We start from the raw sequence: 23,573 nt of genomic DNA on the forward strand, positions 1-23,573 counted from the left end.
TTCCCGCTCTGATCGTTAACGCAGATCGGGGGCTACGCCCATGGCCGTGAAGATGATGCCCAATTCTTCGCAGCGAGCAAAGATTTCGCCGCGGTGACCATGGCCGCCGGAGGATAGTCATGACAACCTATAGCTACGCCGCGCTGATTGATCCAGAGCAGGACCCGAATGTAGGGGCGACATACCCCTACTCGATCAATGCCGCGGGGCAAGTCACTGGGTATTTCTGGAACGGCAGCACTTACGAGGGCTTCGTCCACAGCAACGGCGGCTACACCACATTGATCGAGCCGGAGCAGGACACCAATGGATCAACGTATCCGATCTCGATCAATGCCACGGGACAAGTCACCGGATATTTCAACACTCGGACCGGGCCTCACACGATGCCTGAGGGCTTCATCTACAGCGATGGTGTTTACACCACATTGAAAGACCCCGAGCAGGACCCCAATGGATACACTCAACCCGTCTCGATCAATGATTCGGGACAGGTCACAGGGTATTTTCTCGACGGCAGCACCAACGCTTGGGAGGGCTTCGTCTACAGAAACGGCAGCTACACCACGCTCGTTGATTCGGGGCAGGTCTCCAACGGATATACATTCCCGACCTCGATCAATAATTCGGGACAGGTCACCGGCTACTTCTTCAACGGCACGTATGACGTGGGGTTCATCGCCACACCTGTGAATGACGATGACAGCGGTGAGCAGGCTGCGCTTTCGCTGACGGTCAACGGCAACGCGGCGACGCCGATCGGGTCGTCGGGTGCTGGCGCGCTGGAATTCACGATCGCCGGGCTCGATTCCGAGGACACCGGAACCGTGACGTTCACGGACGTGAACAGCAATACGGTCACGGTCAGAGTCAATGGCGGCCAGGCTGACTACACGGCCAATCTGACGTCGCTCGCCGACGGCGCGATAGCCACGTCCTTGGCGGTCGCCACCGATCCGTCCGGCAATAGCTTCACGCCGGTCAACGGCAACGCCGTAACCCTGGACACCGCGGACCCGACCGTGTCCGGTATCGCGCAGACGGATCCGGCGACAACGAACGCATCGACGGTCGACTACATCGTGGCCTTTTCGGAAGCGGTGACCGGCGTCGACACCAGCGAGTTCGTGATCGACCCTTCTACCGCCGTCCAGGGGGCATCAATCGCGGGTGTCACGGCGATCGATGCCACCCACTACACGGTCACGGTCAATACTGGGACGGGTGACGGGACGCTTGCCCTCGATTTCACCGGAAGCAACGTTCACGACCTCGCCGGCAATCCCATGTCAGGAGGCATCTTCCAAACTGATCAGACTATTTCTGGAGTGTCCGGCCACGTGACTGCCACCGACCTCAACGGTGACGGCCATCCAGACCTTGTTTCCGAGACACCAAGCGGTGCATTGGCCGTTATGATCGGCAACGGTGATGGTACGTTCCAAGCGCCTGTAACATATGCCGTTGGAGACAATCCGAACGGTATTTCCGTCGGCGATTTGAATGGCGACGGCGTTCCGGACCTTGTCGTTTCTGATTACGTCGCGAACGGAACAGATTCGGCCCTTCTCGGCAATGGCGACGGGACTTTTCAGCCGGCAATCGTTTCGGCAACCGACAGCGGCTATCCAGCGGCGTCTGCACTTGCTGACCTCAATGGGGATGGCAAGCCAGATCTTATCGTCTCCAACACCGCCAACCGCGGCGGCGTCTCGATCCTGCTCGGCAATGGCGATGGGACTTTTGCCCCAAAGACAGTACTTCCATCTGATGGCGACCCGGGCGGCATTGCGGTGGGCGACCTCAACGGCGACGGCATCCCCGATGTAGCATTTACAAACGTTGCCAACGGCGCACAGGACGTTCAGGTTTACCTTGGAAAAGGCGATGGTACCTTCGTTGAGGCACCGAGCGTCTCATCGTCCACAACGACCTATTCAGCCTCGATTGCCGATCTCAACGGCGATGGCAGCGAGGAGCTAATATTCACCAGCACCAGTGGCAGCGTATCGGTGGCGCTCGGCAAAGGTGACGGCACATTCCAGGCGCCCATTTCCTACGCGTTTGGCAGCAGTAGTGGCGAGGCCATCGTCACCGATGTCAATGGCGACGGAAAATTGGATGTTGTGGTCACTAACGGGGCCGCCAATGCTGTCTCGGTTCTGCTGGGCAATGGCGATGGGACACTCCAGCCGGCGCAGCCATTTGCGGCGGGAGTTGGCGCGGGTTGGGTTACGGCTGCCGATTTTAACGGCGACGGCAGCGCTGACCTGGCTGTGGCGGTTTTTGGCTCCAGTTCGCTTTCAGTCTTGATCAATACACCGCCAACCCTAGCAAGCCCAACTTATACCATCGACAAGATCGCACCCCAGGTCACGGTGTCGTTAGATCACAACCAGCTGAACCTCGCGGCCGAAACGGCTGTGGTGACGTTCGCGTTCAGCGAGGCGGTCACGGGTTTCGGCCTGACCAGCGTCACAGCGAGCGGAGGCTCGCTCAGCAACCTGCAGACCAGCGACGGAGGCAAGACCTATACGGCGACATTCACCGCCGCGAACGGCGTCGACGTCGCCAACGCGGATGTGGGCGTCAACGCCGGCGGATACCAGGACCTGGCGGGCAACGCGGGCAGTGCCGGCGACATCGGCAGCTTCACGGTCGACACGGTAACCCCGACGGTGGCGGTGTCGGTCAGCAGCAGCAACCTCACCCTGTCCGCGCGGACAGCGACGGTCACCTTCTCCTTCAGCGAGGCGCCTGTTTCCTTCGCGCTGGCGAACGCGGCAGTCGTCGGCGGCGCGTTGAGCAACCTGCAGAAGGTCAACGCCACGACCTATACGGCGACGTTCACCGCCGCCGCGAACACCCAGACAGGCAACGCCTCGGTGAGCGTGACCGGGAACAGCTGGCAGGAAGGCAACGGCAATCCCGGGACGGGGGGCACCACCGGGAATTTCAGTGTCGATACCTACGACCACTGGGCCAACGCCGCGGGCGGAAGCTGGAGCACGGCTTCGAACTGGGGGAACGGCGTGCCAACGGCCAGCGTCGCCGCGGAGATCGACCGAGCCGGAACCTACACCGTCACGATTTCCGGTCCAGCGGCCGCATACGGGCTGATCGTCAATGACGCCGGTGCGACTGTGTCGGACAAGAACAGCGCGCTGACGCTTGCTGGGGCGGGCGGTTCGAACGGTGCGCTGACGATCACGGCTGGCACCTTCGCACTCAACGGCGGGAGCCTGAACGCAGGTGCAGTCTCGATCGGCAGCAGCGGTACGTTCTTGGTCGGGAGTTCGGCCGCGCTCGCGGAGACGTTCTCCGACAACGGTTCGCTGATCGTAGCCAATACGAGCACGGTGAGCTTCACCGGAGGGCTTAGCGGATCGGGCTCAGTGACCGTCAAGAACAGCTCCGTCGCCACATTCAGCGGCACGATCACTGGATCCGAGACATTCACCGTTGACAACAGCGCCAAGGCCATCATCACGAAGGCGATCGGCGGCACTGGTTCCTTTACCTTGATGAAGGGGGGCGGTCTGGAATTCGTCTCGTCCGACTCGGAAAACGTCACGTTCGCGAGCGGGGCATCCGGAACGCTCAAGCTCGACAACAGCTCGACGTTCACCGGCAAGATATCCGGACTGACACCGAACAACGCAGTGGACCTTGCCGATCTTGCATATACCAAGGCTAAGAACATGCTCGCCTCTTACACGGGCAACACGGCGGGCGGCGTGCTGACGGTCGGCAACGGGAGCAAGAGCGTCAGCCTCAACCTCCTTGGGGACTACACCCATTCCACTTGGACGCTTTCGAAGGACGCCAGCGGGGGAACATTAGTGGTCGACCCCGCAACCGAAACTCCATGGCCTGAGCCGGGTCTTGTCGCATCTAGCACGCTCGATCTCCTAAGCAATGCCTCGGGGCCGAATTCAATCCTGGGCTTCGCGAGACACGGCGACAGTATCCTGGACACGCTGGCAGGCGCGAACGAGCACATCGGCCCGGATGTCGCACTGCTGGTGAACTACATGGCTTCGGCCTTCCCGATGAGCAGTGGCGGCTATGGGGGCGCGTTGACCGATCCGTCGCAGCCGGCGATCAGCCAACACATGCTGCTCAGCCTGCCTCAACACACGTGAGGGCTCTCGAGTAATGAAGAACGTTTGCGCCTCATTATGACGACGACTTGGATCACTGTTTCTCTAGCTGGCCCGGCGGCGCCGCACTGAACGGTGCCGCCCTTCACCGCAGTTCTCCATCGTCTTTCGATGCCGCACGCGCCGGGCAAGAGTATGGCTTGGTGCGGGCGGTGGCTTTGCATGATGCCATCCATCGGATGGCGTTCAACTCCGCCCGAGATTTCGGACTGATACTGCCACTCGCCTCAACTATGCAACCTTCGCCGTGTGGATAGTGTGGAGCATCTCTGGCTTAAGTGCGTATAGCGCCGCAACATCTTCCAATCCTTGTGCCCTGTAACCAGCGCTACCTGTTCAATTGTGAACCCAGCTTCGAAAAGGCGGCTCGTTCCCTCATGCCGCAAATCATGAAAATGAAGGTCGCGGATATCTAGGTCACCACAACCTCGACGGAAGGCGGTGCGGACCGACTTGTGGTTGAACAGGAAAATTCGATCATCGTCATTGCTGCGCTTTGTCCGCCGCTCCTCGGCACCTTGGGCGGCGCGGTCACGACCAAAACGAATGAGCCGTTCGCGATCGAGCGCTGCGAGGTTGCACTTCCCCAGGTGTCATTGAAGCATATCGAGGGCCGCAGCCTTGGAGCGGCGAGGGGACTTGCCTACATCGCACATGTCGTCGATATGGAGGTCGATAAGTTCGCCGAAGGTTTTAAGGCGCGCTATGCGGGACTTGGTCGGCGTCTCACCCCGATCGACCTGGCCCTCGGTTTCGGTTGCCCAGCGCCGTGCGTCGTCTCGGCGCAGGAAGGTCTCGCTGACGTAGCGACCCTTGCGACGAACTTGGACACGCCAGGAGCCGGATGAGAGCTTTGTGTAGGTGGCCATTTTTTCGTGTGCGCTCCGTGTGCACTGAGAGATCGAAACGTGGCGAAAAGGGTCGTATTCTGGCGTAAGTTCGTGTGCACTCGGCAGGTTCTAACGATTTGATGTTAAAGAAAAAATGCTGAAAAATCAAGAGCATACGGTGGCCGTGGCCCCGATGATGGACTGGACGGATCGGCATTGCCGATTTTTCCACCGCCAGTTGACCCACCGCGCGCTGCTCTACACCGAGATGGTTGTGGCGGACGCGGTCATCCATGGCGCGCGTGAACGGCTGCTCGGCTTCGACGATGTAGAGCATCCGGTTGCCCTGCAGCTTGGCGGGTCGGATCCGGCGAAGCTCGCGGAGGCAGCGCGCATCGGCGAAGCCTTCGGCTATGACGAGATCAACCTCAATGTCGGCTGCCCGTCCGACCGCGTCCAGTCCGGGACGTTCGGCGCCTGCCTGATGAAGACGCCGGCTCTGGTCGCCGAATGCGTCGCGGCAATGAAGGCCTCGGTGAAAATCCCCGTCACGGTCAAATGCCGCATCGGCGTCGACGATCAGGACCCTGAGCCCGCTCTCGACACGCTCGCCGATGGCGTGCTCGCCGCCGGCGCCGACGCGCTCTGGGTGCATGCCCGCAAGGCCTGGCTGGAAGGACTGAGCCCCAAGGAGAACCGCGATATCCCGCCGTTGGACTATCCGCGCGTCTACCGGCTGAAGGCCAGAAAACCGAACGATTTCATAGGTATCAACGGCGGCATTCAATCGCTCGGCGAGGCATCGGCGCATCTCGGCCATGTCGACGGCGCGATGCTCGGCCGCGCCGCTTATCACATGCCCGGCATCCTTGCCGGCGTCGATGCCGCCTTCTACGGCGAGGCGGCTGCCGTCTTCGACTACGCGGCGCTGATCGACGCCATGGCCGGTTATGCCGCGCGCCATATCGAGCGGGGCGGGCGGCTCGGCCACATCACCCGCCACATGGTCGGACTGTTCCACGGCCTGCCTGGCGCGCGCCGCTTCCGGCAGATTCTTTCCACCGACGCCAACAAACCGGGGGCGGGGCCGGAGGTGCTGCGGACCGCATTCGCGGCGATCGATTTCGCGGCGGCGGAAGCCGAGGCGGCCTGACTATAAGTCTTTGTTTTGACGCAATTTCGGACGGAAGGCTACGGCGAAGGCGCCGAGCCTGACCCTTTCACACTTTCCCTGAAATTGCTCTAGTCCCGCAGGATCATGCGGTCCCCGCGCACGTCGAAGCCCGACAGTGAGCCGATGAAGTTCATGCCGAGCAGGCTCTGTTCCAGCATGCCGGGCGCGGCGACCATCACGGACATGTCCTTGCGCACGATGCCGCCGATCGCCACCTCGTCGGTCTTGACCATCGCCGCGCGCGCCATGCCGTTGGCGGTGGAGACGTCGACGCTGTAGCTGAGCGCCGCCGGGTTGAAACCCGCGGCCTGCGCATCCTCGGACGTCAGCACCGTGCTGGTCGCGCCGGTGTCGACCACGGCGCGTATCGGCGTGCCGTTGACCAGGATGCGGGCTTCGAAATGGCCGTTGTCGGCTTTGTCGAGCGTGACGGTCGGGCGGCCATTCTCCACGCCGAGCGCCAGCGGGCTGCCCGGAACGAGGCCGGCAGTCACGCGGCTCGCGACGTCCTGCAGTTCGTAGCGATACTGGTAGCCGGCGATCAGCACCAGCACGAACGCGGCCCAGACGCCGAGGTTGCGCGCCATGTCGCCCATCGGCCGGCCGGAGCGGAGCAGGCTTGCACCGATCACCATCACCAGCACTCCGACCCAGATCAGCCGGCCGAAATCATTGTTGTCCATGCCGAAAGTGCGGCCGGCCGAATTGTTGAGCATGAGCAGCACGACGCCGACGCCGATCACCGCCATGACGATCCAGAACAGCCGGTTCATCGATTTTTTCTCACAAAACGCCGCGCTCGCGCGCCATGCGGGTGCGCCGGGTTTCGCGGCGCGGCCGCCGCTCGACCGTTTCGAGCCGTGCCGGCAGTTCGGACATCACCGCCCGGCGCGTTTCGGGGGTCATCGTGAGCCAGCCGGAGATCTCGTCGCGCGTGCGGCCGCAACCGAAGCAGAAGCCGGTTTTCATATCGATCGAACAAACCAGGATGCAGGGGGATTCGATGGCGGTCATGCTGTTCTCTTGCCTTTATTCCACATGGTGCAACCGCCGGAGCAATGCAAGCCCTCCGCAATGCGCCGCATGGCAACGCGTTCGCGGCATCGCCAAGTGGTTGTGCCGGCTGGGGAAGGCGGCTATGCCGCTTGCGATTTCCGCAACGAACCGCGACCGACATAGATGACCACAACGCCTTTCGACGATTTCAGAAACCTTCTGGCGGCGTTGCCGCCTGCCGATCACGCGGCGGCGACCCGTGTCCGCGCGCTGTTTGCCAAAGCGGACAAACCGAAAGAATCGCTCGGGCGCATCGAGGACATCGCGGCCTGGATTGCCGCCTGGAGCGGGCGCGCGCCGCCGGCGATCAACCGGCCGCTGACGGCGATCTTCGCCGGCAACCACGGCGCGGTGCGACACGGCATTTCGCCGCGGCCAGTGGCGGCGACCGCCAATGAAGTCGAGCTCTGCGCCGCCGGCGGCGCCGCGATCAATCAGGTCTGCGTCGCCAACGATCTCGGCCTGAAGGTCTTCGACCTCGCTTTGGATATCCCCACAGGCGACATCACCGAGGAAGCCGCGCTCGACGAGCGCGGCTGTGCCGCGACCATGGCCTTCGGCATGGAAGCGGTCGCGGGCGGCGCCGATCTCCTGTGCCTGGGCGATCTCGGTGTCGGCAATTCGACGATCGCTGCCGCTCTTTGCGCCGCGCTGTTCGGCGGCGAGGGGGCCGATTGGGTCGGGCCGGGGTCCGGCGCCGATGCGGCGATGATCGTGCGCAAGGCCGAGGTCGTGGATCGGGCGCTGGCATTCCATGGTTCCAGCCTGGGCGATCCGCTCGAGGCCTTGCGCAGGGTCGGCGGACGCGAGTTCGCGGCGATCTGTGGCGCCATTCTGGCGGCGCGCATGGAGAAGATTCCTGTGCTGCTCGATGGGTTCGCGGCGACCGCGGCGGCCGCCGCCCTTCATGCGGCCAATCCAGGCGCGCTCGATCACTGCCTGCTTGCCAGCCTGTCGCCGGAGCCTGGCCACGCCAAGGTGGCCGAACGTCTCGGGCTGCGGCCGCTGCTCGATTTCGGCATCAGCCATGGCGAAGGGGTCGGGACAGCTCTCGCCGCCGGCATCGTCAAGGCCGCTGCATTGACCAGTTCGGGCATGGCGATGGCTGTCCGGCTCTAGAGCCGACGGAACTTGCTTCAGCGGCGCCCACGCGCCACGACCGCATTGGTCGGCAATGCCGGCAGTTCCTCCATCACCCGGCTCAACGGGAAGATGGCGATCGCCTCGGTGCCCTCACGCAGCTTGGAGTGCAGCTCGAACTCGCCGCCATGCATGGCAAGCAAGCCCTGCACGATCGGCAGGCCGAGGCCGGTTCCCTGTTCGGCGCTCTTGATGGCGATCGAGCCTTGGCCGAAAGCGGAAAGCACCACCGGGATTTCCTCTTCCGGTATGCCTGGGCCGTTGTCCTTGACCGAAATGTACTGGCCGCCGCCAGCGGTCCAGCCGACACGCACGCGCACTTCGCCACCGGACGGGGTGAATTTGATCGAATTGGACAGGAGGTTGAGCGTGATCTGCCTGACGGCGCGTTCATCGGCGAAGAGACGCGGCAGGGTTTCCTCGAACTCCTGGATGACACGGATGTCCTTGTTGCGGGCGCGCAGCTCCATCATGTGGCAGCAGTCTTCGACGATGGTCACCAGCACGACCGGCTCCTCGTTGAGCTGGTAGCGGCCGGCCTCGATGCGCGACAAATCGAGGATCTCGTTGATCAGGTCGAGCAGGTGCTGTCCGGACTCGTGCACGTCATGGGCATAGTCGCGGTAGGTCGGATTGTTCATCGGCCCCAGCACTTCATTGGCCATCACCTCGGAGAAGCCAAGGATAGCGTTGAGCGGCGTCCTGAGCTCGTGGCTCATGGAAGCGAGAAAGCGTGACTTCGCCAGATTGGCGTCCTCGGCGCGCCGCCTTGCTTCGTCCGACATCGATTTCGCCGTCTCCACCTCGGCAATCAGCGCATCCTTCTCCGAGCGGAACGAGAGCACCATCAAGGACGCCTGATTGAGATGACGCGCGACGTAGCCGAAGAAGGGCAGTGCGGCGATAAGCAAGGCCGCCATCGTGGCTTCGATCGGCGTCCACAGGCGCAGGATGGTGTAGAGGTAGACGGCAACGGGAATGGCAAAAGTCGCGAACAAGGCGCCGCCAAGCGAGGAGGCCATCACGGCGGTCGTCGCCATGGCGATCAGCAGCACCATGGCCTTGGCCACATGGAACTGGTCGATCTGGCAGGTGTCGCAGCCGATCCAGGCGCACCAAGCCCAGCCAAGGCCGCACAAGAAATGGCCGATCAGGAAATCGCGGCGCGTCTGCGCAGGGTCGAGTTCGGCCGCTTCCGTTCGCTCGACGCGGCGCGACATGAAAGCGACGATCGCGTAGCAAAGCAGCATCGCCAAGGCCCAGATGGTGATCTGGTTGCCGAGTCCCGCCAGCCGGCCGATGCCGGCCACGGCAAGCACGAGCAACGGGATCGCAACCGCGCTGACCACCATGGCGCGCGCATGCAGCTTCAGCAGTTCACGGTCGAAATCGAGGCTGCCCGCCTGCTGCGAAAGGCGGTCGCGCGTCTTGCGCACCGCGCGCGCCACATCGCTGTTGCGGTGCGGTTTACGGCGGTCCACAATAAATTTATCCGCTGTGTTCGAGCGTTGCAAAGGCATACAGACTTCAATTTCTGCGCGCAGCGACTGTCAGTTCGTTAAGCTACGTTCGAATGATTAAGAGACTGTTTGCCATATGAGCCGTTTCGGGCCGCGAGGACCGCGCCGACGCTATGCGGCAAGTGCGCCGCGAAGCCTCTTGCGCAAGCTGCTGGACTACGGGCTCGCCATCCTTTTGCTTGGGTTGCTCATCCTGGTGGCGGCGCGCCTCGACCGCTTCGAGACACGCAAGGAGCAAGGCACGGCGATCGTCAATGACGGCGATTCGATCACGCTCGGGGCCGAGCGCATTCGCATGCGCGGCATCGACGCTCCGGAGTATCAGCAGGCCTGCCAGAAGGCCGGCGCCGACTATCCCTGCGGCAAGCTGGCGCGGCAGTCGCTGGTGCGCCTGGTCGCCGGCAGGCCTGTTTCCTGCAGCGGCTGGCAACGCGACCGCTACGGCCGTCTGCTCGGCGATTGCAGGGCAGGCGACACCGACCTGAACCGGACCCAGGTGCAGGCCGGATGGGCGGTTGCGTTCGGCGACTTCGAGACCGAGGAGGCGGTGGCGAGAGCAGCCAAGGCCGGCATCTGGGCTGGCACCTTCGAGGAGCCGCGGCAATGGCGCGACAGCCATCACGATGCGCCGGTCGAGAGAAAGCACGGCACGCTGGCCTCGTTCGGGGACGCGTTGCGCGAATTTGTTCGCTTCTGGTGATGGGCGGAGCCGCCTATGATCCGGTGGAGAAGCTGGAGGATGGAATGAAGTTGTTCGATGGCGGCCGTGCGCCCAACCCCCGGCGCGTGCGCGTCTTCCTTGCCGAGAAGGGGCTGACGGTTCCGCTGGTGCCCGTTGACATGGGTGCGCTGGAGCATCGCGGCGAGCAGGTCGCGCAGCGCAATCCGCTGCGGCGCCTGCCGGTGCTCGAGCTCGACGACGGTACCGTCATCACCGAATCGATCGCCATTTGCCGCTATTTCGAGGAATTGCACCCCGAGCCCGCGCTGTTCGGCACGGGCGCGCTCGGCAAGGCAAAAGTCGAGATGTGGCAGCGACGCATGGAACTGAACCTGATGGCCAGCGTCGCCGCCGCGTTCCGGCATATCCATCCGGCGATGAAGGAATGGGAAGTGCCGCAAATCCCGGAATGGGGCGAGGCCAACAAACCGAAGGCGATCGAATTCCTGCACCTCCTCGACCGCGAGTTGGCGGAGCGGGAATTCGCCGCCGGCGATGCCTATTCGGTTGCCGACATCACCGGCATGATTGCCATCGATTTCATGAAGCCGGCCCGCATCAAGGTGCCGGAGGAGTGCACGAACGTGTCGCGCTGGTACGCGGCGCTGACGAGCCGGCCGAGCGCGACAGCCTGAGCGACAACGATTGGATAGTCCGCCTGATATGACAGATGCGCTGGAGCGCCTCACCGCGAGGGTGCGGACCTGCCGCATCTGCGTCGAGGAGCCGCTCGGCCGGCCTTTGCCACATGAGCCGCGGCCGGTGCTGCAGCCGTCCTCCACCGCGCGGATCCTGCTTGCCGGTCAGGCGCCGGGCACAAAAGTGCATGTGTCGGGCATGCCGTTCACCGACGCCTCGGGAGACCGGCTGAGAAGCTGGCTCGGCGTGAGCAGCGATGAATTCTACGACACCGAGAAATTCGCCATCGTTCCGATGGGCTTTTGTTTTCCCGGCCAGGACGCCAAGGGTGGCGACCTGCCGCCGCGCCGCGAATGCGCGCCGGCCTGGCGCGCCCAATTGATGGCGCTGATGCCGCGGATCGACCTGGTGCTGACCATCGGCGGCTATGCGCAGGCCTGGCATATGGGCACGACACGCCTGCCGTCGCTGACCGAGACGGTCAGGAACTGGCGCGCCATATGGGATGGACCGGCCGCGCCGAAAGTGCTGCCGCTGCCGCATCCGTCCTGGCGAAACACCGGCTGGCTGAAGAAGAATCCCTGGTTTGAAATGGATTTGCTGCCCTTCCTGAGGTCGGAAATCCGCTATCGCATCGATTAGGCATCCTGCAAGAAATCACTCGCTTTTGCCGCCATCGGCAGAATTTCTTTCTTGTGAAAGGCTTCGATAAAAGGGATTATAGCGAAACTATTCCCCTGGAGCTTCCCCATGGATCGCCTCGACAGAAAAATTCTCCGCCTCCTGCAGGAGGACGCGACGCTCGCGGTCGCCGATGTCGCCAAGAAAGTCGGCCTGTCGACCACACCGTGCTGGCGGCGTATCCAGAAGCTCGAGGAGGAGGGCGTCATCAAGCGCCGTGTTGCCATCCTCGATCATGAGAAGGTCAATGTGCGCGTCACCGTCTTCGTGTCGATCCGCACCAATTCGCACAGCCATGAATGGCTGCGGCGCTTCTCCGAGGTCATCCAGGAATTCCCGGAAGTGGTCGAATTCTACCGCATGAGCGGCGACGTCGATTACCTGCTGCGCGTGGTGGTGCCGGACATCGCCGCCTACGACGCCTTCTACAAGCGGCTGATCGCCAAGATCGAGATCCGCGACGTGTCCTCGTCCTTCGCCATGGAGCAGATCAAGTACACGACCGAGATCCCGCTCGACTATATGGTGCTGGACAAGGAATCGGGCGCGAACGCTGCGTGAGCGCCGTGCCCGATCACAGGCCTTAGTTCTTCTTCTTGTTGAGGAAACTCCACGGCGAGTTGACCGGCAGCGTGACCGTGTCCCGCACGCTGTCGACGCGCGCTACCTCGGCCTTGCGCACCGTGTAGCCCGACTGGACGATCGAGACGCCGTCGAGGATGAAGAGCTGGCTCTTTTCCATGCCGGGCTTCAGCACGCCGGTGACGGCGACCGGCTCGTAGGTCTCTTTCATCTTGTAGGGATGAACCGGCGTCACCAGCACGATCTGGTTCGGCGGCGGCGTCGGCATGTGGCTGCAGGCGCCCGTCCATGGCACCAGCAGAAACTGGTAGACGGTCTCGCCGTCACGATCGACCGGCAATGCATAGCCGGCTAATTGTATCGTCTTGTCCTGCAGATTGAGTGACAAGGTCTCGCCGTGGTCGGGCAGTTTTGCCGCGATCATCGGCAGGTTTGCGTCCTCGGCAACGGCCTGCGTCGTGGGGCGCAGATCCTTCCAGAAGATATGCGCCACATCGGCCGCGGCATCGGCTCCCGAGGCAACGAACAGGAACCCGACCGCCAGCGTCGCGCATGATTTGAAACGTTTGCTCATGGTCGCTCCATCCTCCGCCTGTCCATTCGCGGAATCGAGTAAAAGCGTCGTGACCGATGCATGCTCAACGGTTCAGCCGCATCACATGCCGGCGCGTGCCGGCGGTGCCGACCTCATCGAAGCCTCGCGCGACGAACATGTCGCGAAAACCCATGAAGCGATAGCTGGGTGCTGCCTCGTCGACGGGATAGGCCTCGATTATATGCGCACCCTTGCTGAAGGCATGGTCGATCGCGGCATCGAGCAAAGCGGAGGCCAGCCCGCCGCCGCGCAAGGCCCTCGGCACATAGAAGCAGACGATCGACCATATGCGGGTTTCAGCGTCGTCCTGCTGCTTTGACAGTTTTCGATAGGTCTCGCGCGGCGCGACCGAGCACCAGCCGACTGTCCTGCCGTCCAACTCGGCGACGATGCCGACCGGGGTGCCGGCATCGATAAGCGCCATCATCATGCGCTTTTTCTCGTCGTTCTGGATGTGCTCGCGGCTGGAATGGCGCCATGCCATGCACCAGCAATATTTCGGCGCGCCCGGCTGCTCGAACAGGTTTTCGAAGTCGGCGCGTGTCTTCGGCGTCACCTCGACAAAGCGGATGCCTGCAAGGTCAGGCTTTTGCGGCTGCGAGGCGTTCGAGCTGTCTGGCATCCGTCAGTTCCTTCACCGCATCCTTGCCGATCCAGCGTGCCGTCTTGTCCGGCGATGCGGCCAGTTTTTCCGCCAGCGCAAGGGCAGGGGCGTGCAAGCTCATCGACCGCTTGCCGATCTGCCGCAGCGCCCAATTGACCGCCTTGCGGACGAAATTACGCGGGTCGCCGGCATGTTTTTCGATCAGCGGCAGATAGGCAAGGAAGGTCGCGTCCGGCTCCTTCTTGAGGTGCACCGCGCTCCAGGCCAGCATGGCGAAGGCGGTGCGGCGGACGAATTCGCGTTCGTCTTCGGCAAACTCGTCGACCAGTTCGCGCCAGAACGGCGTTTCTGCAAACAGGTCGGCAACGGTGTCGACGATCTCCCAGCTGTCGAAATCGGCGGCCCAGCGCCGGCATTGATCGATGCCGACCTTCTTTGGCTCGCCGGTGAAGGCCGCCATCAGCCGCGCCTCCCGGATGCCGCTGTCCCACAGCAGAAGCGATCGCTCGTGGTTCTTCTTCAGCTTGCGCGCCAGCGGTCGCAAGTCGGAATTGCCGATGCCAAGCGCGGTCGCCGTGTTGATGCCGAAGCGCGCCATGCCGGCCCGGTTTTCCTCAATGCCGATCGCGCGCAAATGAGCGACGATGTCGTCGGCGCTCCAGCTTGGATCGGGCAGGGTCATCGTCGCCTATTTTTCCAGGCGCGCAAGCAGCGAGGACGTATCCCAGCGCTTGCCGCCCATGTCCTGCACGTCCTTGTAGAACTGGTCGACAAGCGCCGTCACCGGCAACTTGGCGCCGTTGCGGTTGGCCTCCGCCAGGCAGATGCCGAGATCCTTGCGCATCCAGTCGACAGCGAAGCCGAAATCGTATTTGCCGGCATTCATCGTCTTGTGGCGATTTTCCATCTGCCAGGAGCCGGCCGCACCCTTGGAGATCACCTCGATCACCTTCTCGATGTCGAGCCCCGCCTTCTTGCCGAAATGGATGCCCTCGGCCAGCCCCTGGACGAGGCCGGCAATGGCGATCTGGTTGATCATTTTCGTTAACTGGCCGGCGCCGGCCGAGCCCATCAGGCCGACCATGCGGGCGTAGGCGTCGATGACGGGCCGCGCCTTGTCGAAGGCGGCCTCATCGCCGCCAACCATGACGGTCAGCACGCCGTTCTCGGCGCCGGCCTGGCCGCCGGACACCGGCGCGTCGAGGAAGGAGAAGCCTGCCTTGCGCGCAGCTTCGTCCAGCTCGCGCGCGACCTCGGCCGAGGCGGTGGTGTTGTCGATGAAGACGGAACCCTTCTTCATCGCGGCGAAGGCGCCGTTGGCACCGGTGGTGACCGAGCGCAGATCATCGTCATTGCCGACGCAGGAGAAGACGAAGTCCTTGTCCGAGGCCGCTTCGGCCGGCGTCAGCGCCAGCTTGCCGCCATGCTGGGACACCCACTGTTCAGCCTTTGCCTTGGTGCGGTTATAGACGGTGACGTCATGGCCGCCCTTGTTTCTGAGGTGCCCGGCCATCGGATAGCCCATGACGCCAAGACCGAGAAATGCAACCGATGCCATAAGCCTGCCTTCCAACAAAACAGAGACTTCAGTGGCGGAAGGTCTAGGCCATGCGAAAAATTCGTCAAGGCACGCAGCGCCGCATCGACTGGTGCAGGCGGCCGGAGCGCGGCGATCCAAGTCTTTGTTTTATGCATGTCGTTTCCCTAAAACCGCTGCGCACTTTAAGGCGACATGCATTATCGATGCAGGTGGATGGTGATACGCCGCTCGATCCATTCTACGCCGTGGCGCAGGATCTCGACCATCACCAGATAGACGATCGCCACCCAGATATAGGCCTGGATGTCGAAGGATTTCGCATAGGCGAGCTTGGCATTGCCCATCAGGTCGTAGACCGTGATGATGGCGACGATCGCCGAGGCCTTGATCATCAGGATCAGCTCGTTGCCGTACGGTCTGAGCGCGACGATGATCGCCTGCGGCAGGACCACTTTGCGTAGCGTCTGCAATGTGTGCAGGCCGAGCGAGGCCGCACCTTCCCATTGGCCGCGCGGCACGCTTTCGATGGCGCCGCGCAGGATTTCCGCCTGATAGGCGGCGGTGTTGAGCGAAAAGGCAAAGACGCCGCAATAGAAGGCTTCGCGGAAGAACCACCACAGCCCGACCGTTTCAAGCTCTGGCCGGAAAGAGCCGACGCCGTAATAGACCAGGTAGGTCTGCACGAGCAGCGGCGTGCCGCGGAAGAAATAGACATAGCAATAGGCAAGCGCGGACAAAATCGGGTTCTTCGACATACGGCCATAGGCGACCGGCAGCGAGAGGATCGCGCCGAGGACCATTGAAATGCTCACCAGCGACAGGGTGGTTCCCAGGCCCTGCAGATAGGCCGGGGCGTATCTGGCGAAGAACTCGGCGTTCCACGCATAGACCAGATAGGCCACGATGCCGGCGCCGAAGAGAATCCAGATGCCGACCAGCGCATAGCCGAGGACGCGGGCTCGCGGCCAGCCGCGCGCTCGCGGCGGCGGCTTGTCGATGGCGATAGACTGGCTGACGCTCATCGCACCGCCCTCCGCCCGAGATGACGGAGGATGTAGCTGGTGGCGATCGACGACAAGACGGCGAGCGCCAGGAAGATCAGCGCCGCGACGCTGTAGAAGAGGAAGGAATGCTTGGTGACGCGCGCCGCGACGCCGGACTGGCGCAAGGTCTCGGCGAGATTGACCACTGAAACCAGCGAGGTGTCCTTGAGCAGGCTCAGCCAGCAATTCTCGAGGCCCGGAAAGGCGATGCGTAGCAGTTGCGGCAGGATCACCAGCCGCATCGTCTGCCATTTCGACAGGCCAATGGCGTAGCCGCCCTCATATTGGCCTTTCGGAATGGCACGGAACGCGGAGAGGAAGACCTCGCTGGCGTAGGAAGAGAAGATCAGCGCCAGCACGATCATGCCGGCGACGAAGCTGTTGACGTCGATCGTCGCGTCCGGATTGAACAGCCGGACAAGGTATTGCAGCAGAAGCGGCATGCCGAAGAAGAACAGGAACAGCGTCACCAGTTCCGGCAGGCCGCGAAAGACTGTGGTGTAGATGTTGCCGGCCAGGCGCAGCGACGGCTCTTCATGCTGCTTGGCGAAGGCGACGAAGAAGCCGATCACCAGGCCGATCGGCAATGTGGCGAGCGCCAACGCAATGGTGACCAGAACGCCTGACGCAATGTCGTCACTCCAGCCGTCCGGTCCCCAGCTGAGAAGTGTCCAAATGCTTTGGGCCGGCATTGACGGGTCGTGTCTCCGTGGCGATCCCGGAAGAAGGGGAGGGCGGCGAGGGGTACCTCACCGCCCTGGCGTAGCTGTCAGGATTCGGCGCCGTAGACGTCGAACTTGAAGTACTTGTCGTTGATTTCCTTGTACTTCCCGTTCTTGCGGATGGCGTCGATCGCGGCATTCAGCTTGTTGACCAGATCGGTCTCGCCCTTGCGCACAGCAATGCCGGCGCCCGGTCCGAAGATCTCGACCGGCTGCGGCGAAGGCTGACCGAGGATCTTGCAGCAGGCGCCGTCCGGCGAATCCAGCCACTGCTGCAGCACGACGATGTCGTCCTCGATGGCGTCGAGACGGCCATTGGCGAGGTCAGCCTGTTCCTCGGGGCTGCTCGGATAGCCCTTGATGGTGCTGTCAGTGAAGGTCTTCGACGCGTAGTTGTAGTGCGTGGTCGTGGTGGCGACGCCGATGTTCTTGCCGGCGAGGTCTTCCTTGGTCACGCCCTTGAGCGGCGAATCCTTCGGCACGGCGATCGCCGACGGGGTGTTGTAGTATTTGTGGGTGAAGTCGACCTTTTCCTGGCGCTCCGGCGTGATCGACATCGAGGCGACGATGGCGTCGAACTTGCCGGCCTGGAGCGCCGGGATGATGCCGTCCCAATCTTGCGCGACGAAGGTGCACTTCACCTTCATTTCGTCGCAGAGAGCCTTGGCGATATCGATGTCGAAGCCGACCAGCTGGCCGTCCGAGGTCAGGTTGTTGAAGGGTGGGTACGCGCCTTCGGTGCCGATCCTCAGGGTCTTCTCCTGAGCCTGGGCGACGCCAAGTGTCAGCAGCGCGGCCGAAGCGGCAAGCGCGATACGCAGTGCAATACGCATGATAATCCTCTCATATTGTCATGGCCGCTGTCCCATGCGGCTCTTGTGGGCGGTGCTTCTTTACCGCCCGCTGAGGCGGATACTCCCACTCTTTCCAAGAAAAAAGCAACTGCAAATCAACGGCAAACGACAATCGGGATGTGCCGCTGCGTTACTTGGCTTGAGCCACGAGACCTGTGCTGCGCTCGACAAAGTCGGCGATCGATTTGGTGTCGTTGAGGTCGAAAACCGGCAGGTCTTCGCCTTCGACTGTAAAGTCGGCGGCGACCGCGACAATGTTGGGATCGTTGGCCGAAAGCGGGGTCCTGTCCTTGGCCTCGATCCGCCTTGCTTCGATCTTCTTGTGCGCTTCGCGCTTGTAGCCTTCGACTAGCACGATGTCCGAGGGCGCCAGGCGCGCCAGGATGTCGTCCAGCGTCGGTTCGTTCTCGCCGCGCAATTCGTGCATCAGCGCCCAGCGCCGGTCGGAGACGATTGCGACCTCGGTGGCGCCCGCCTGACGGTGGCGGAAGCTGTCGGCGCCCGGCTTGTCGATGTCGAAGTCATGGTGGGCGTGCTTCACCGTCGAAACCGTCCAGCCGCGCGCCACCAGTTCGGTGACGAGCTTTTCCGTCAGGGTCGTCTTGCCGGAGTTCTTCCAGCCGGTGATGCCGAATACGCGTCTCATGACCCGAGGCTTTGCAACAGACGCTCCGCCGCCGCAAGATCGTCCGGCGTATTGACGTTGAAGAACGGATCGATCTTCTGATTGCCGGCCTCGATCATGGGGAACTCGACCTCGACATGGCCTTGGCGCTCCATAAAGGCCGAAACCCGCCGGTTGTCCTCGTCGACCAGGAAATGACGCAGGGCGTCGCGCAGGCCGAGCGGCCAGAGCGCGAAGGTCGGGTGCCATCTGCCGTCCGAACTGGCGACGGCGATCGCGCCTGGCCGGTCGTGAACCGCTGCGACCAGGCGCTCGACGAGATCGTCGGGGAAGAACGGCGTGTCGCCGGCGGCGCTCATCAGCCACCGGCAGCTTGTCTGGCTTGCCGCCCATTCGAGGCCGGTCAGAATGCCCGCCAGTGGCCCGGCATGGCCCGGCACCGTATCTTCGAGCACCGGCAGGCCCATGGCGGCAAATCGCGCTGGATCGCCGTTCGCGCTGAGCCCCAGTGTGGCGACCTGCGGATTCAATCGCGCGGCGACACGATCGATCAACCTGTCTTTGCCCAATGAAAGCAACGGTTTGTCGCCGCCGCCCATCCGGCGCGACTGGCCTCCCGCCAGGATGATCCCCGCAACATCTCGGTCCATCGGCCTATATGCCGTCCGGCGCCATGTCGGGTCCAGCGCTTTCGGCGGCAGGTTGCCGCCTGCCGACGACGCGTTCGCGGTAGAGCGCATAGAGGCCGGAGCCGATGATGATGGCGGCGCCGGCGATCATGGGCAGGTCGGGGACGTCGCCGAAGATGACGAGGCCGAGCAGGATCGACCAGAGCAGGGCGGTGTAGCGGAAAGGCGCGATGAAGGAGATGTCGCCCGAGCGCATCGCCATGATGATGAACTGATAGCCGATGAGCACCAGCACCGCCGCGAGCGCCAGCAGCGCTGTCGCCCGGCCGCTGATCGGCGTCCAGCCGCCCATCGGCGACAAAAGTAGCGCGCCCAGCACGGTCATGGCAAGCGCGGTCGCTGTCGACACCAGCATGGTAGGGATCGCCTCGGGGATGCGCTTGGTGGAGAGGTCGCGCACCGCGCAACAGGCAACACTGGCCAATGCCACCAGCGAATAGACGCTGAACCCCTCGAAACCCGGTCGCACGATGATGAGCACGCCGACGAAACCAGCGGCAATCGCAGTCCAGCGTCGCCAGCCGACGCCTTCGCCGAACACCAAGGCAGCGCCCATGGTCACCGCCAGCGGCAGCGCCTGCATGACGGCGGAGACATTGCCGATCGGCAGATGCGCAAGCGCGATCAGGAACGACACCGTGGCGCCGGCTTCGCCGGCGACTCGCATGGCCACCATCGGCTGCAGCATGGCCGCCGGATGGGCGAGCGCGCCGCGCTTCCAGGCGAGCAGGCCGACGAACAGGGACGCGAAGGCGCCGCGCACCAGCATGACCTGCGCCATGTTCATCGATTCGGAAGAGAATTTGGTGATGGCGTCGTTCAAGGTGAAGCCGACCATGGCCACGATCATGAACAGCGCGCCGCGCAGATTTGGCGAGAGGGGCAAAGGCGTTTCCGGATTTACTTAGATCAAGCCTCTAACAGGTGACCGGGAAACAGCAACGCCAAAGAAATGGGCCACGGATCTTTCCGCGGCCCATTTGTCAGCCGACCAGTGTTTCAAGGTTATTTTTTCGGTGTGAGCGTCTCGGTGCCGCTGCCGTCCTTGCCGGCGATGGTCCACAACCCGCTCAGCGTGCCGTCTTCTTCCACCTTGTAGACGACAAGGCCGATCTCCTTGCCCATCACGTAGCCGGCGGAAAAGGCGTTGTCGTTGCGCATGCAGATACCGTCGGAGGATGAGCCACCGGTTTCCCAATGGATGGTACAGGTCGTCTCGCTGGTCACCGTGATGGTCGCTTCGCCGTCATATTTCGAGCCGTCGAAGTTGGTGCCGGCGACGGTGTAGGTGCCGCCAATCGATTGAGCCGCCGCATGTATCGAGGCAACCCCAAGCATTGCAAGTGAAAGCATGAATGTGCGCATGGCACTCCCCCTAGAGCGAAAATCGCGCTTCGAAGGCTAGGCCGGAAAAGGCTGGTGGTAAATCGGGCGGAAGGCGGCGCAAAAGGGTTTATTTCGAGTGTTGCCCGGACGCCTCGTGAAGGCTGGCGGCAATGGCGCCGACCAGCGGGTCGTATTTCGCCTTGAGCGCCGCGGGATACTCGATGAAGACGCTGTGGATCACGTCCTCCTTGCCGAACACGCTTCGTCGATAAAAGATCTTGTCGCCCTTCGTGCCCGACAGCACCGCCCAGTTCTTGCCGGTCCTGCTGTAGGTCACTTTCTCGCCTGGCTCGAGGCTCGACTTTTCGTTCTCGACGAGGCTCTTGGGCGTGTCGTCGAGCGCATTGTAGCTGCCGTAACAGGCCACGCTGGCGCCGTCAGCGCTGTGCCACTCCAGGCCGTCGCCGTTCTCCGGCTCGGGCATGCGTTCCGTGAAGATCTGATCCGGGAAAGTGCACACCGTGCTGAAGCGCGCGTTGACGTAGGTGAATGGCTTGGCCGTCGCCGGCGCAATCACGACCAACAGCGCAGACAATGAAATCGCCGCAGACGACACCTGAATGAGACGTTGCATGATACCCCCACGGCCGCTGGCCGGAGGCGATCATGCACCAACGCGAAGAAAAAATCAGCCGCCGGTAACGCTCATATGCCGCGACACCGATGGGCGGCTGGTGCGGCGGTCGATGATGAAGTCATGGCCCTTCGGCTTGCGGCCGATGGCCTCGTCGATTGCCGCGTCGAGCAGTTCGTTGCCCTCGGAGGCGCGCAGCGGCGCCCTCAGATCGGCTGCGTCCTCCTGGCCAAGGCACATATAGAGCGTGCCGGTGCAGGTCAGGCGCACGCGGTTGCAGCTTTCGCAGAAATTATGCGTCATCGGCGTGATGAAGCCGAGCCGACCGCCGGTCTCGGCGACATGGACATAACGGGCGGGGCCGCCGGTCTTGTAAGGAATGTCGGAGAGCGTGAACTGGCGCTCCAGCGAGGCGCGCAGCAGCGACAACGGCAAATACTGGTCGGTGCGGTCGACCTCGATCTCGCCCATCGGCATTGTCTCGATGAGGGTGAGGTCCATGCCGCGGCCATGCGCCCAGCGCATCAGCTCGGGGATCTCGGCATCGTTGAAGTCGCGCAGCGCAACCGCATTGAGCTTGATCTTCAGCCCGGCCTTTTGCGCGGCATCGATGCCTTCCATCACCTTGCCGAGATTGCCCCAGCGCGTGATCTGGTGGAATTTTTCGGCATCGAGCGTATCGAGCGAGACGTTGATGCGCTTGACGCCGCAATCGGCGAGCTCCGCGGCGAAGCGTGAAAGCTGCGAGCCATTGGTGGTCAGCGTCAGCTCTTCCAGGGCGCCGCTTTCCAGATGCCGGGAGACCTGGCGCACCAGATGCATGATGTTCTTGCGCACCAGCGGCTCGCCGCCGGTCAGCCGCAGCTTCTTCACGCCCTTTTCGATGAAAACGGTGCAGAGCCGGTCAAGCTCTTCCAACGACAGCAGATCCTTCTTCGGCAGGAAGGTCATGTCCTCGGCCATGCAATAGGTGCAGCGGAAATCGCAGCGGTCGGTGACCGACACGCGCAGGTAGCTGATGGTGCGACCGAAGGGGTCGATCATGTCCATTTGCAAGCGTTTCCCATGGCCTGAGCGGCGTCGTTATATACAGCTATGTGATACGATCCAATGCCGCATTCAAGATAGAGGGTCTTGATCTTTGGTAACATTCCCCGACCGACATCGCGTGTCGGCTGCTTCCTAATGGTCCTTTTCGGATCGAGCGAAGCGGCGTAGGGAAGGGCGCAACCCAGACAGGACAGCCATGACCGCGCCAAAGGAACTCAGGGTCTCGAAGGACCGCAAGCTCTTGACCGTGACCTTCCCCGGCCACCAACCGTTCGAATTGCCGGCGGAGTTGCTGCGTGTGGCCTCGCCATCGGCGGAAGTGCAGGGCCATTCGCCGGAACAGCGAGTGACGGTCCCCGGCAAGCGCAATGTCGCGATCCTCAAGATCGAGCCGGTCGGCAATTATGCGGTGCGCATCACCTTCGACGATTTCCACGACACTGGCATCTTCACCTGGAACTACCTGCATACGCTCGGCCATGAGCGAGAGGAGCGCTGGAACGCCTATCTCGCCGAGTTGGCCGAGAAGGGACTGAGCCGGGACCGTTAGCCTGGTGCGTTGCAATCCAATTTCGGCAGTCGGCTGTCGTCAAGACGTCATCGAGATGGGGTAGCGCCCGACAAAAGGTCAGGAGGCGAAAAAGATGTCGCTCATCACATCCGTCGAACAGCTCGAGGCGCTTTACGGGCTGCCGGGCGAGGCCTCGGTCGTCAAGGAACTCGACCATGTGATTCCCGAATATGCCGCCTTCATCGAGGCCTCGCCCTTCGTGGCGCTGGCGACCAGCGGACCCGAGGGGCTCGACTGCTCGCCCCGCGGCGATCTCGCCGGCTTCGTGCGCATCGTCGACGACAGGACGCTGATGATGCCGGACAGGCGCGGCAACAACCGCGCCGATTCGCTGAAGAACATCATTCGCGATCCGCGCGTCGGGTTGCTCTTTCTGGTGCCAGGCTCCGGCACCACGCTGCGCGTCAACGGCCGCGCTCATATCAGGACCGATGCCGGGCTTTGCGCATCCTTCATGGTCGACGGCAAGCCGGCTCGCTCGGTTACCGTTGTCGATGTCGACACGGTCTATTTCCAATGCGCCCGCGCCATCGTGCGCTCGGAATTGTGGAACCCGGCCAAGCATGTCGATCCGAAGTCGCTGCCGACGCCCGGCCAGATCCTCGAGATAACCAGCCGCAAGAACATCGATGGCCAGAAGTACGACAAGGAATGGCCGGAGCGGGCGAAGAAGACGATGTGGTAGGCGTATTGATATTCAGGTGAGGCCGGCCTGCAAACGACGGTTTCCTGCGCTTCCGGCCTTCGCCGGCCGAAGCACTCATGGTGGCGTGGCGGTCAAATTAGGGCTACGGCCGGCGTAGGCCGGTGCTCA

The 23,573-nt window shown here is 62.8% G+C and carries 27 protein-coding genes; 10 read left to right on the forward strand and 17 right to left on the reverse strand.

The window, feature by feature from the left end:
- Nucleotides 1-119: 119 nt before the first annotated feature.
- Nucleotides 120-4,145: a beta strand repeat-containing protein gene (locus RFM52_RS14550; RefSeq protein WP_320295671.1), complete on the forward strand. Its 4,026-nt coding sequence runs from the start codon at nucleotides 120-122 to the stop codon at nucleotides 4,143-4,145.
- Between the two features lie 245 nt (nucleotides 4,146-4,390).
- On the opposite strand, the gene RFM52_RS14555 is transcribed toward RFM52_RS14550, so the two are convergent.
- On the reverse strand, nucleotides 4,391-4,711 hold the full coding sequence (locus tag RFM52_RS14555; RefSeq protein WP_320327854.1) for a tyrosine-type recombinase/integrase: 321 nt from the start codon (nucleotides 4,709-4,711) through the stop codon (nucleotides 4,391-4,393).
- On the opposite strand from RFM52_RS14555, the gene RFM52_RS14560 reads away from it, so the two are divergent.
- Complete coding sequence (locus RFM52_RS14560; RefSeq protein ID WP_320295670.1) at nucleotides 4,619-5,011, forward strand: hypothetical protein; 393 nt, start codon at nucleotides 4,619-4,621, stop codon at nucleotides 5,009-5,011. The two genes, RFM52_RS14555 and RFM52_RS14560, sit on opposite strands and share 93 nt — an antisense overlap.
- 136 nt (nucleotides 5,012-5,147) lie before the next feature.
- The gene (gene dusA / locus RFM52_RS14565) at nucleotides 5,148-6,146 is read left to right on the forward strand and encodes a tRNA dihydrouridine(20/20a) synthase DusA (protein WP_320295669.1); all 999 of its coding nucleotides are present in this window, start codon (nucleotides 5,148-5,150) and stop codon (nucleotides 6,144-6,146) included.
- A gap of 89 nt (nucleotides 6,147-6,235) precedes the next feature.
- Here dusA and RFM52_RS14570 read toward each other — a convergent pair whose 3' ends face one another.
- Both RFM52_RS14570 and RFM52_RS14575 read right to left on the reverse strand, forming a co-directional pair.
- Complete coding sequence (locus RFM52_RS14570; RefSeq protein ID WP_320295668.1) at nucleotides 6,236-6,940, reverse strand: TIGR02281 family clan AA aspartic protease; 705 nt, start codon at nucleotides 6,938-6,940, stop codon at nucleotides 6,236-6,238.
- Between the two features lie 10 nt (nucleotides 6,941-6,950).
- Nucleotides 6,951-7,181 (reverse strand): DUF1289 domain-containing protein, encoded by a 231-nt coding sequence (locus tag RFM52_RS14575; protein ID WP_224667767.1) that lies wholly within the window; start codon nucleotides 7,179-7,181, stop codon nucleotides 6,951-6,953.
- 165 nt (nucleotides 7,182-7,346) lie between these two features.
- On the opposite strand from RFM52_RS14575, the gene RFM52_RS14580 reads away from it, so the two are divergent.
- Nucleotides 7,347-8,342 carry a nicotinate-nucleotide--dimethylbenzimidazole phosphoribosyltransferase gene (locus tag RFM52_RS14580; protein WP_320295667.1) on the forward strand — a complete coding sequence of 332 codons (996 nt, stop codon included), beginning with the start codon at nucleotides 7,347-7,349 and terminating at the stop codon, nucleotides 8,340-8,342.
- Nucleotides 8,343-8,359: 17 nt separating this feature from the next.
- Here RFM52_RS14580 and RFM52_RS14585 read toward each other — a convergent pair whose 3' ends face one another.
- Nucleotides 8,360-9,883 (reverse strand): sensor histidine kinase, encoded by a 1,524-nt coding sequence (locus RFM52_RS14585; RefSeq protein WP_320295666.1) that lies wholly within the window; start codon nucleotides 9,881-9,883, stop codon nucleotides 8,360-8,362.
- A 76-nt stretch (nucleotides 9,884-9,959) separates the two neighbouring features.
- Here RFM52_RS14585 and RFM52_RS14590 point away from each other — a divergent pair, with 76 nt between their 5' ends.
- The 4 genes from RFM52_RS14590 (at nucleotide 9,960) to RFM52_RS14605 (ending at nucleotide 12,485) form a co-directional block, all read left to right on the forward strand.
- A complete protein-coding gene (locus tag RFM52_RS14590) occupies nucleotides 9,960-10,583 on the forward strand; it encodes a thermonuclease family protein (protein ID WP_320295665.1) in 624 nt (207 codons plus the stop codon).
- A 44-nt stretch (nucleotides 10,584-10,627) separates the two neighbouring features.
- Entirely contained in the window at nucleotides 10,628-11,239 is a 612-nt protein-coding gene (locus tag RFM52_RS14595) for a glutathione S-transferase (protein WP_320295664.1), read from the forward strand.
- A 28-nt stretch (nucleotides 11,240-11,267) separates the two neighbouring features.
- Complete coding sequence (locus RFM52_RS14600; RefSeq protein ID WP_320295663.1) at nucleotides 11,268-11,885, forward strand: uracil-DNA glycosylase family protein; 618 nt, start codon at nucleotides 11,268-11,270, stop codon at nucleotides 11,883-11,885.
- Between the two features lie 108 nt (nucleotides 11,886-11,993).
- Nucleotides 11,994-12,485 carry an Lrp/AsnC family transcriptional regulator gene (locus tag RFM52_RS14605; RefSeq protein ID WP_006205209.1) on the forward strand — a complete coding sequence of 164 codons (492 nt, stop codon included), beginning with the start codon at nucleotides 11,994-11,996 and terminating at the stop codon, nucleotides 12,483-12,485.
- A 22-nt stretch (nucleotides 12,486-12,507) separates the two neighbouring features.
- Here RFM52_RS14605 and RFM52_RS14610 read toward each other — a convergent pair whose 3' ends face one another.
- From RFM52_RS14610 to moaA, 13 genes are all read right to left on the reverse strand, one after another.
- Nucleotides 12,508-13,080, reverse strand: coding sequence for a DUF3299 domain-containing protein (locus tag RFM52_RS14610; protein WP_320295662.1), 573 nt, complete (start codon nucleotides 13,078-13,080; stop codon nucleotides 12,508-12,510).
- Between the two features lie 64 nt (nucleotides 13,081-13,144).
- A complete protein-coding gene (locus RFM52_RS14615; protein ID WP_320295661.1) occupies nucleotides 13,145-13,723 on the reverse strand; it encodes a GNAT family N-acetyltransferase in 579 nt (192 codons plus the stop codon).
- The gene (locus RFM52_RS14620) at nucleotides 13,683-14,387 is read right to left on the reverse strand and encodes a DNA alkylation repair protein (RefSeq protein WP_320295660.1); all 705 of its coding nucleotides are present in this window, start codon (nucleotides 14,385-14,387) and stop codon (nucleotides 13,683-13,685) included. Before RFM52_RS14620 ends, RFM52_RS14615 begins: the two co-directional genes overlap by 41 nt.
- A gap of 6 nt (nucleotides 14,388-14,393) precedes the next feature.
- Nucleotides 14,394-15,263, reverse strand: coding sequence for an NAD(P)-dependent oxidoreductase (locus RFM52_RS14625; RefSeq protein WP_320295659.1), 870 nt, complete (start codon nucleotides 15,261-15,263; stop codon nucleotides 14,394-14,396).
- A 179-nt stretch (nucleotides 15,264-15,442) separates the two neighbouring features.
- Nucleotides 15,443-16,267, reverse strand: a complete 825-nt coding sequence (locus RFM52_RS14630; RefSeq protein ID WP_320295658.1) for an ABC transporter permease — start codon at nucleotides 16,265-16,267, stop codon at nucleotides 15,443-15,445.
- Nucleotides 16,264-16,980, reverse strand: coding sequence for an ABC transporter permease (locus tag RFM52_RS14635; protein ID WP_320295657.1), 717 nt, complete (start codon nucleotides 16,978-16,980; stop codon nucleotides 16,264-16,266). The genes RFM52_RS14630 and RFM52_RS14635 overlap by 4 nt, the downstream gene beginning before the upstream one ends.
- A gap of 77 nt (nucleotides 16,981-17,057) precedes the next feature.
- Nucleotides 17,058-17,843 carry an ABC transporter substrate-binding protein gene (locus tag RFM52_RS14640; RefSeq protein WP_320295656.1) on the reverse strand — a complete coding sequence of 262 codons (786 nt, stop codon included), beginning with the start codon at nucleotides 17,841-17,843 and terminating at the stop codon, nucleotides 17,058-17,060.
- Nucleotides 17,844-17,994: 151 nt separating this feature from the next.
- Nucleotides 17,995-18,510, reverse strand: a complete 516-nt coding sequence (gene mobB, locus RFM52_RS14645; protein WP_320295655.1) for a molybdopterin-guanine dinucleotide biosynthesis protein B — start codon at nucleotides 18,508-18,510, stop codon at nucleotides 17,995-17,997.
- Complete coding sequence (gene mobA, locus RFM52_RS14650) at nucleotides 18,507-19,139, reverse strand: molybdenum cofactor guanylyltransferase MobA (RefSeq protein ID WP_320295654.1); 633 nt, start codon at nucleotides 19,137-19,139, stop codon at nucleotides 18,507-18,509. Before mobA ends, mobB begins: the two co-directional genes overlap by 4 nt.
- Nucleotides 19,140-19,143: 4 nt before the next feature.
- A complete protein-coding gene (locus RFM52_RS14655; protein ID WP_320295653.1) occupies nucleotides 19,144-20,064 on the reverse strand; it encodes a DMT family transporter in 921 nt (306 codons plus the stop codon).
- A gap of 119 nt (nucleotides 20,065-20,183) precedes the next feature.
- Entirely contained in the window at nucleotides 20,184-20,543 is a 360-nt protein-coding gene (locus RFM52_RS14660; RefSeq protein WP_320295652.1) for a hypothetical protein, read from the reverse strand.
- An 88-nt stretch (nucleotides 20,544-20,631) separates the two neighbouring features.
- Nucleotides 20,632-21,138 carry a hypothetical protein gene (locus tag RFM52_RS14665; RefSeq protein WP_320295651.1) on the reverse strand — a complete coding sequence of 169 codons (507 nt, stop codon included), beginning with the start codon at nucleotides 21,136-21,138 and terminating at the stop codon, nucleotides 20,632-20,634.
- A gap of 54 nt (nucleotides 21,139-21,192) precedes the next feature.
- Nucleotides 21,193-22,188 (reverse strand): GTP 3',8-cyclase MoaA, encoded by a 996-nt coding sequence (gene moaA / locus RFM52_RS14670; RefSeq protein WP_320295650.1) that lies wholly within the window; start codon nucleotides 22,186-22,188, stop codon nucleotides 21,193-21,195.
- A gap of 196 nt (nucleotides 22,189-22,384) precedes the next feature.
- Between moaA and RFM52_RS14675 the strand changes: the two genes are divergently transcribed.
- Both RFM52_RS14675 and RFM52_RS14680 read left to right on the forward strand, forming a co-directional pair.
- A complete protein-coding gene (locus tag RFM52_RS14675) occupies nucleotides 22,385-22,738 on the forward strand; it encodes a gamma-butyrobetaine hydroxylase family protein (protein WP_320295649.1) in 354 nt (117 codons plus the stop codon).
- Between the two features lie 94 nt (nucleotides 22,739-22,832).
- Complete coding sequence (locus RFM52_RS14680; RefSeq protein WP_320295648.1) at nucleotides 22,833-23,444, forward strand: pyridoxamine 5'-phosphate oxidase family protein; 612 nt, start codon at nucleotides 22,833-22,835, stop codon at nucleotides 23,442-23,444.
- The last annotated feature ends 129 nt before the right edge of the window (nucleotides 23,445-23,573 follow it).

Source organism: Mesorhizobium humile, assembly GCF_033977215.1.
Lineage (GTDB): Bacteria > Pseudomonadota > Alphaproteobacteria > Rhizobiales > Rhizobiaceae > Mesorhizobium > Mesorhizobium humile.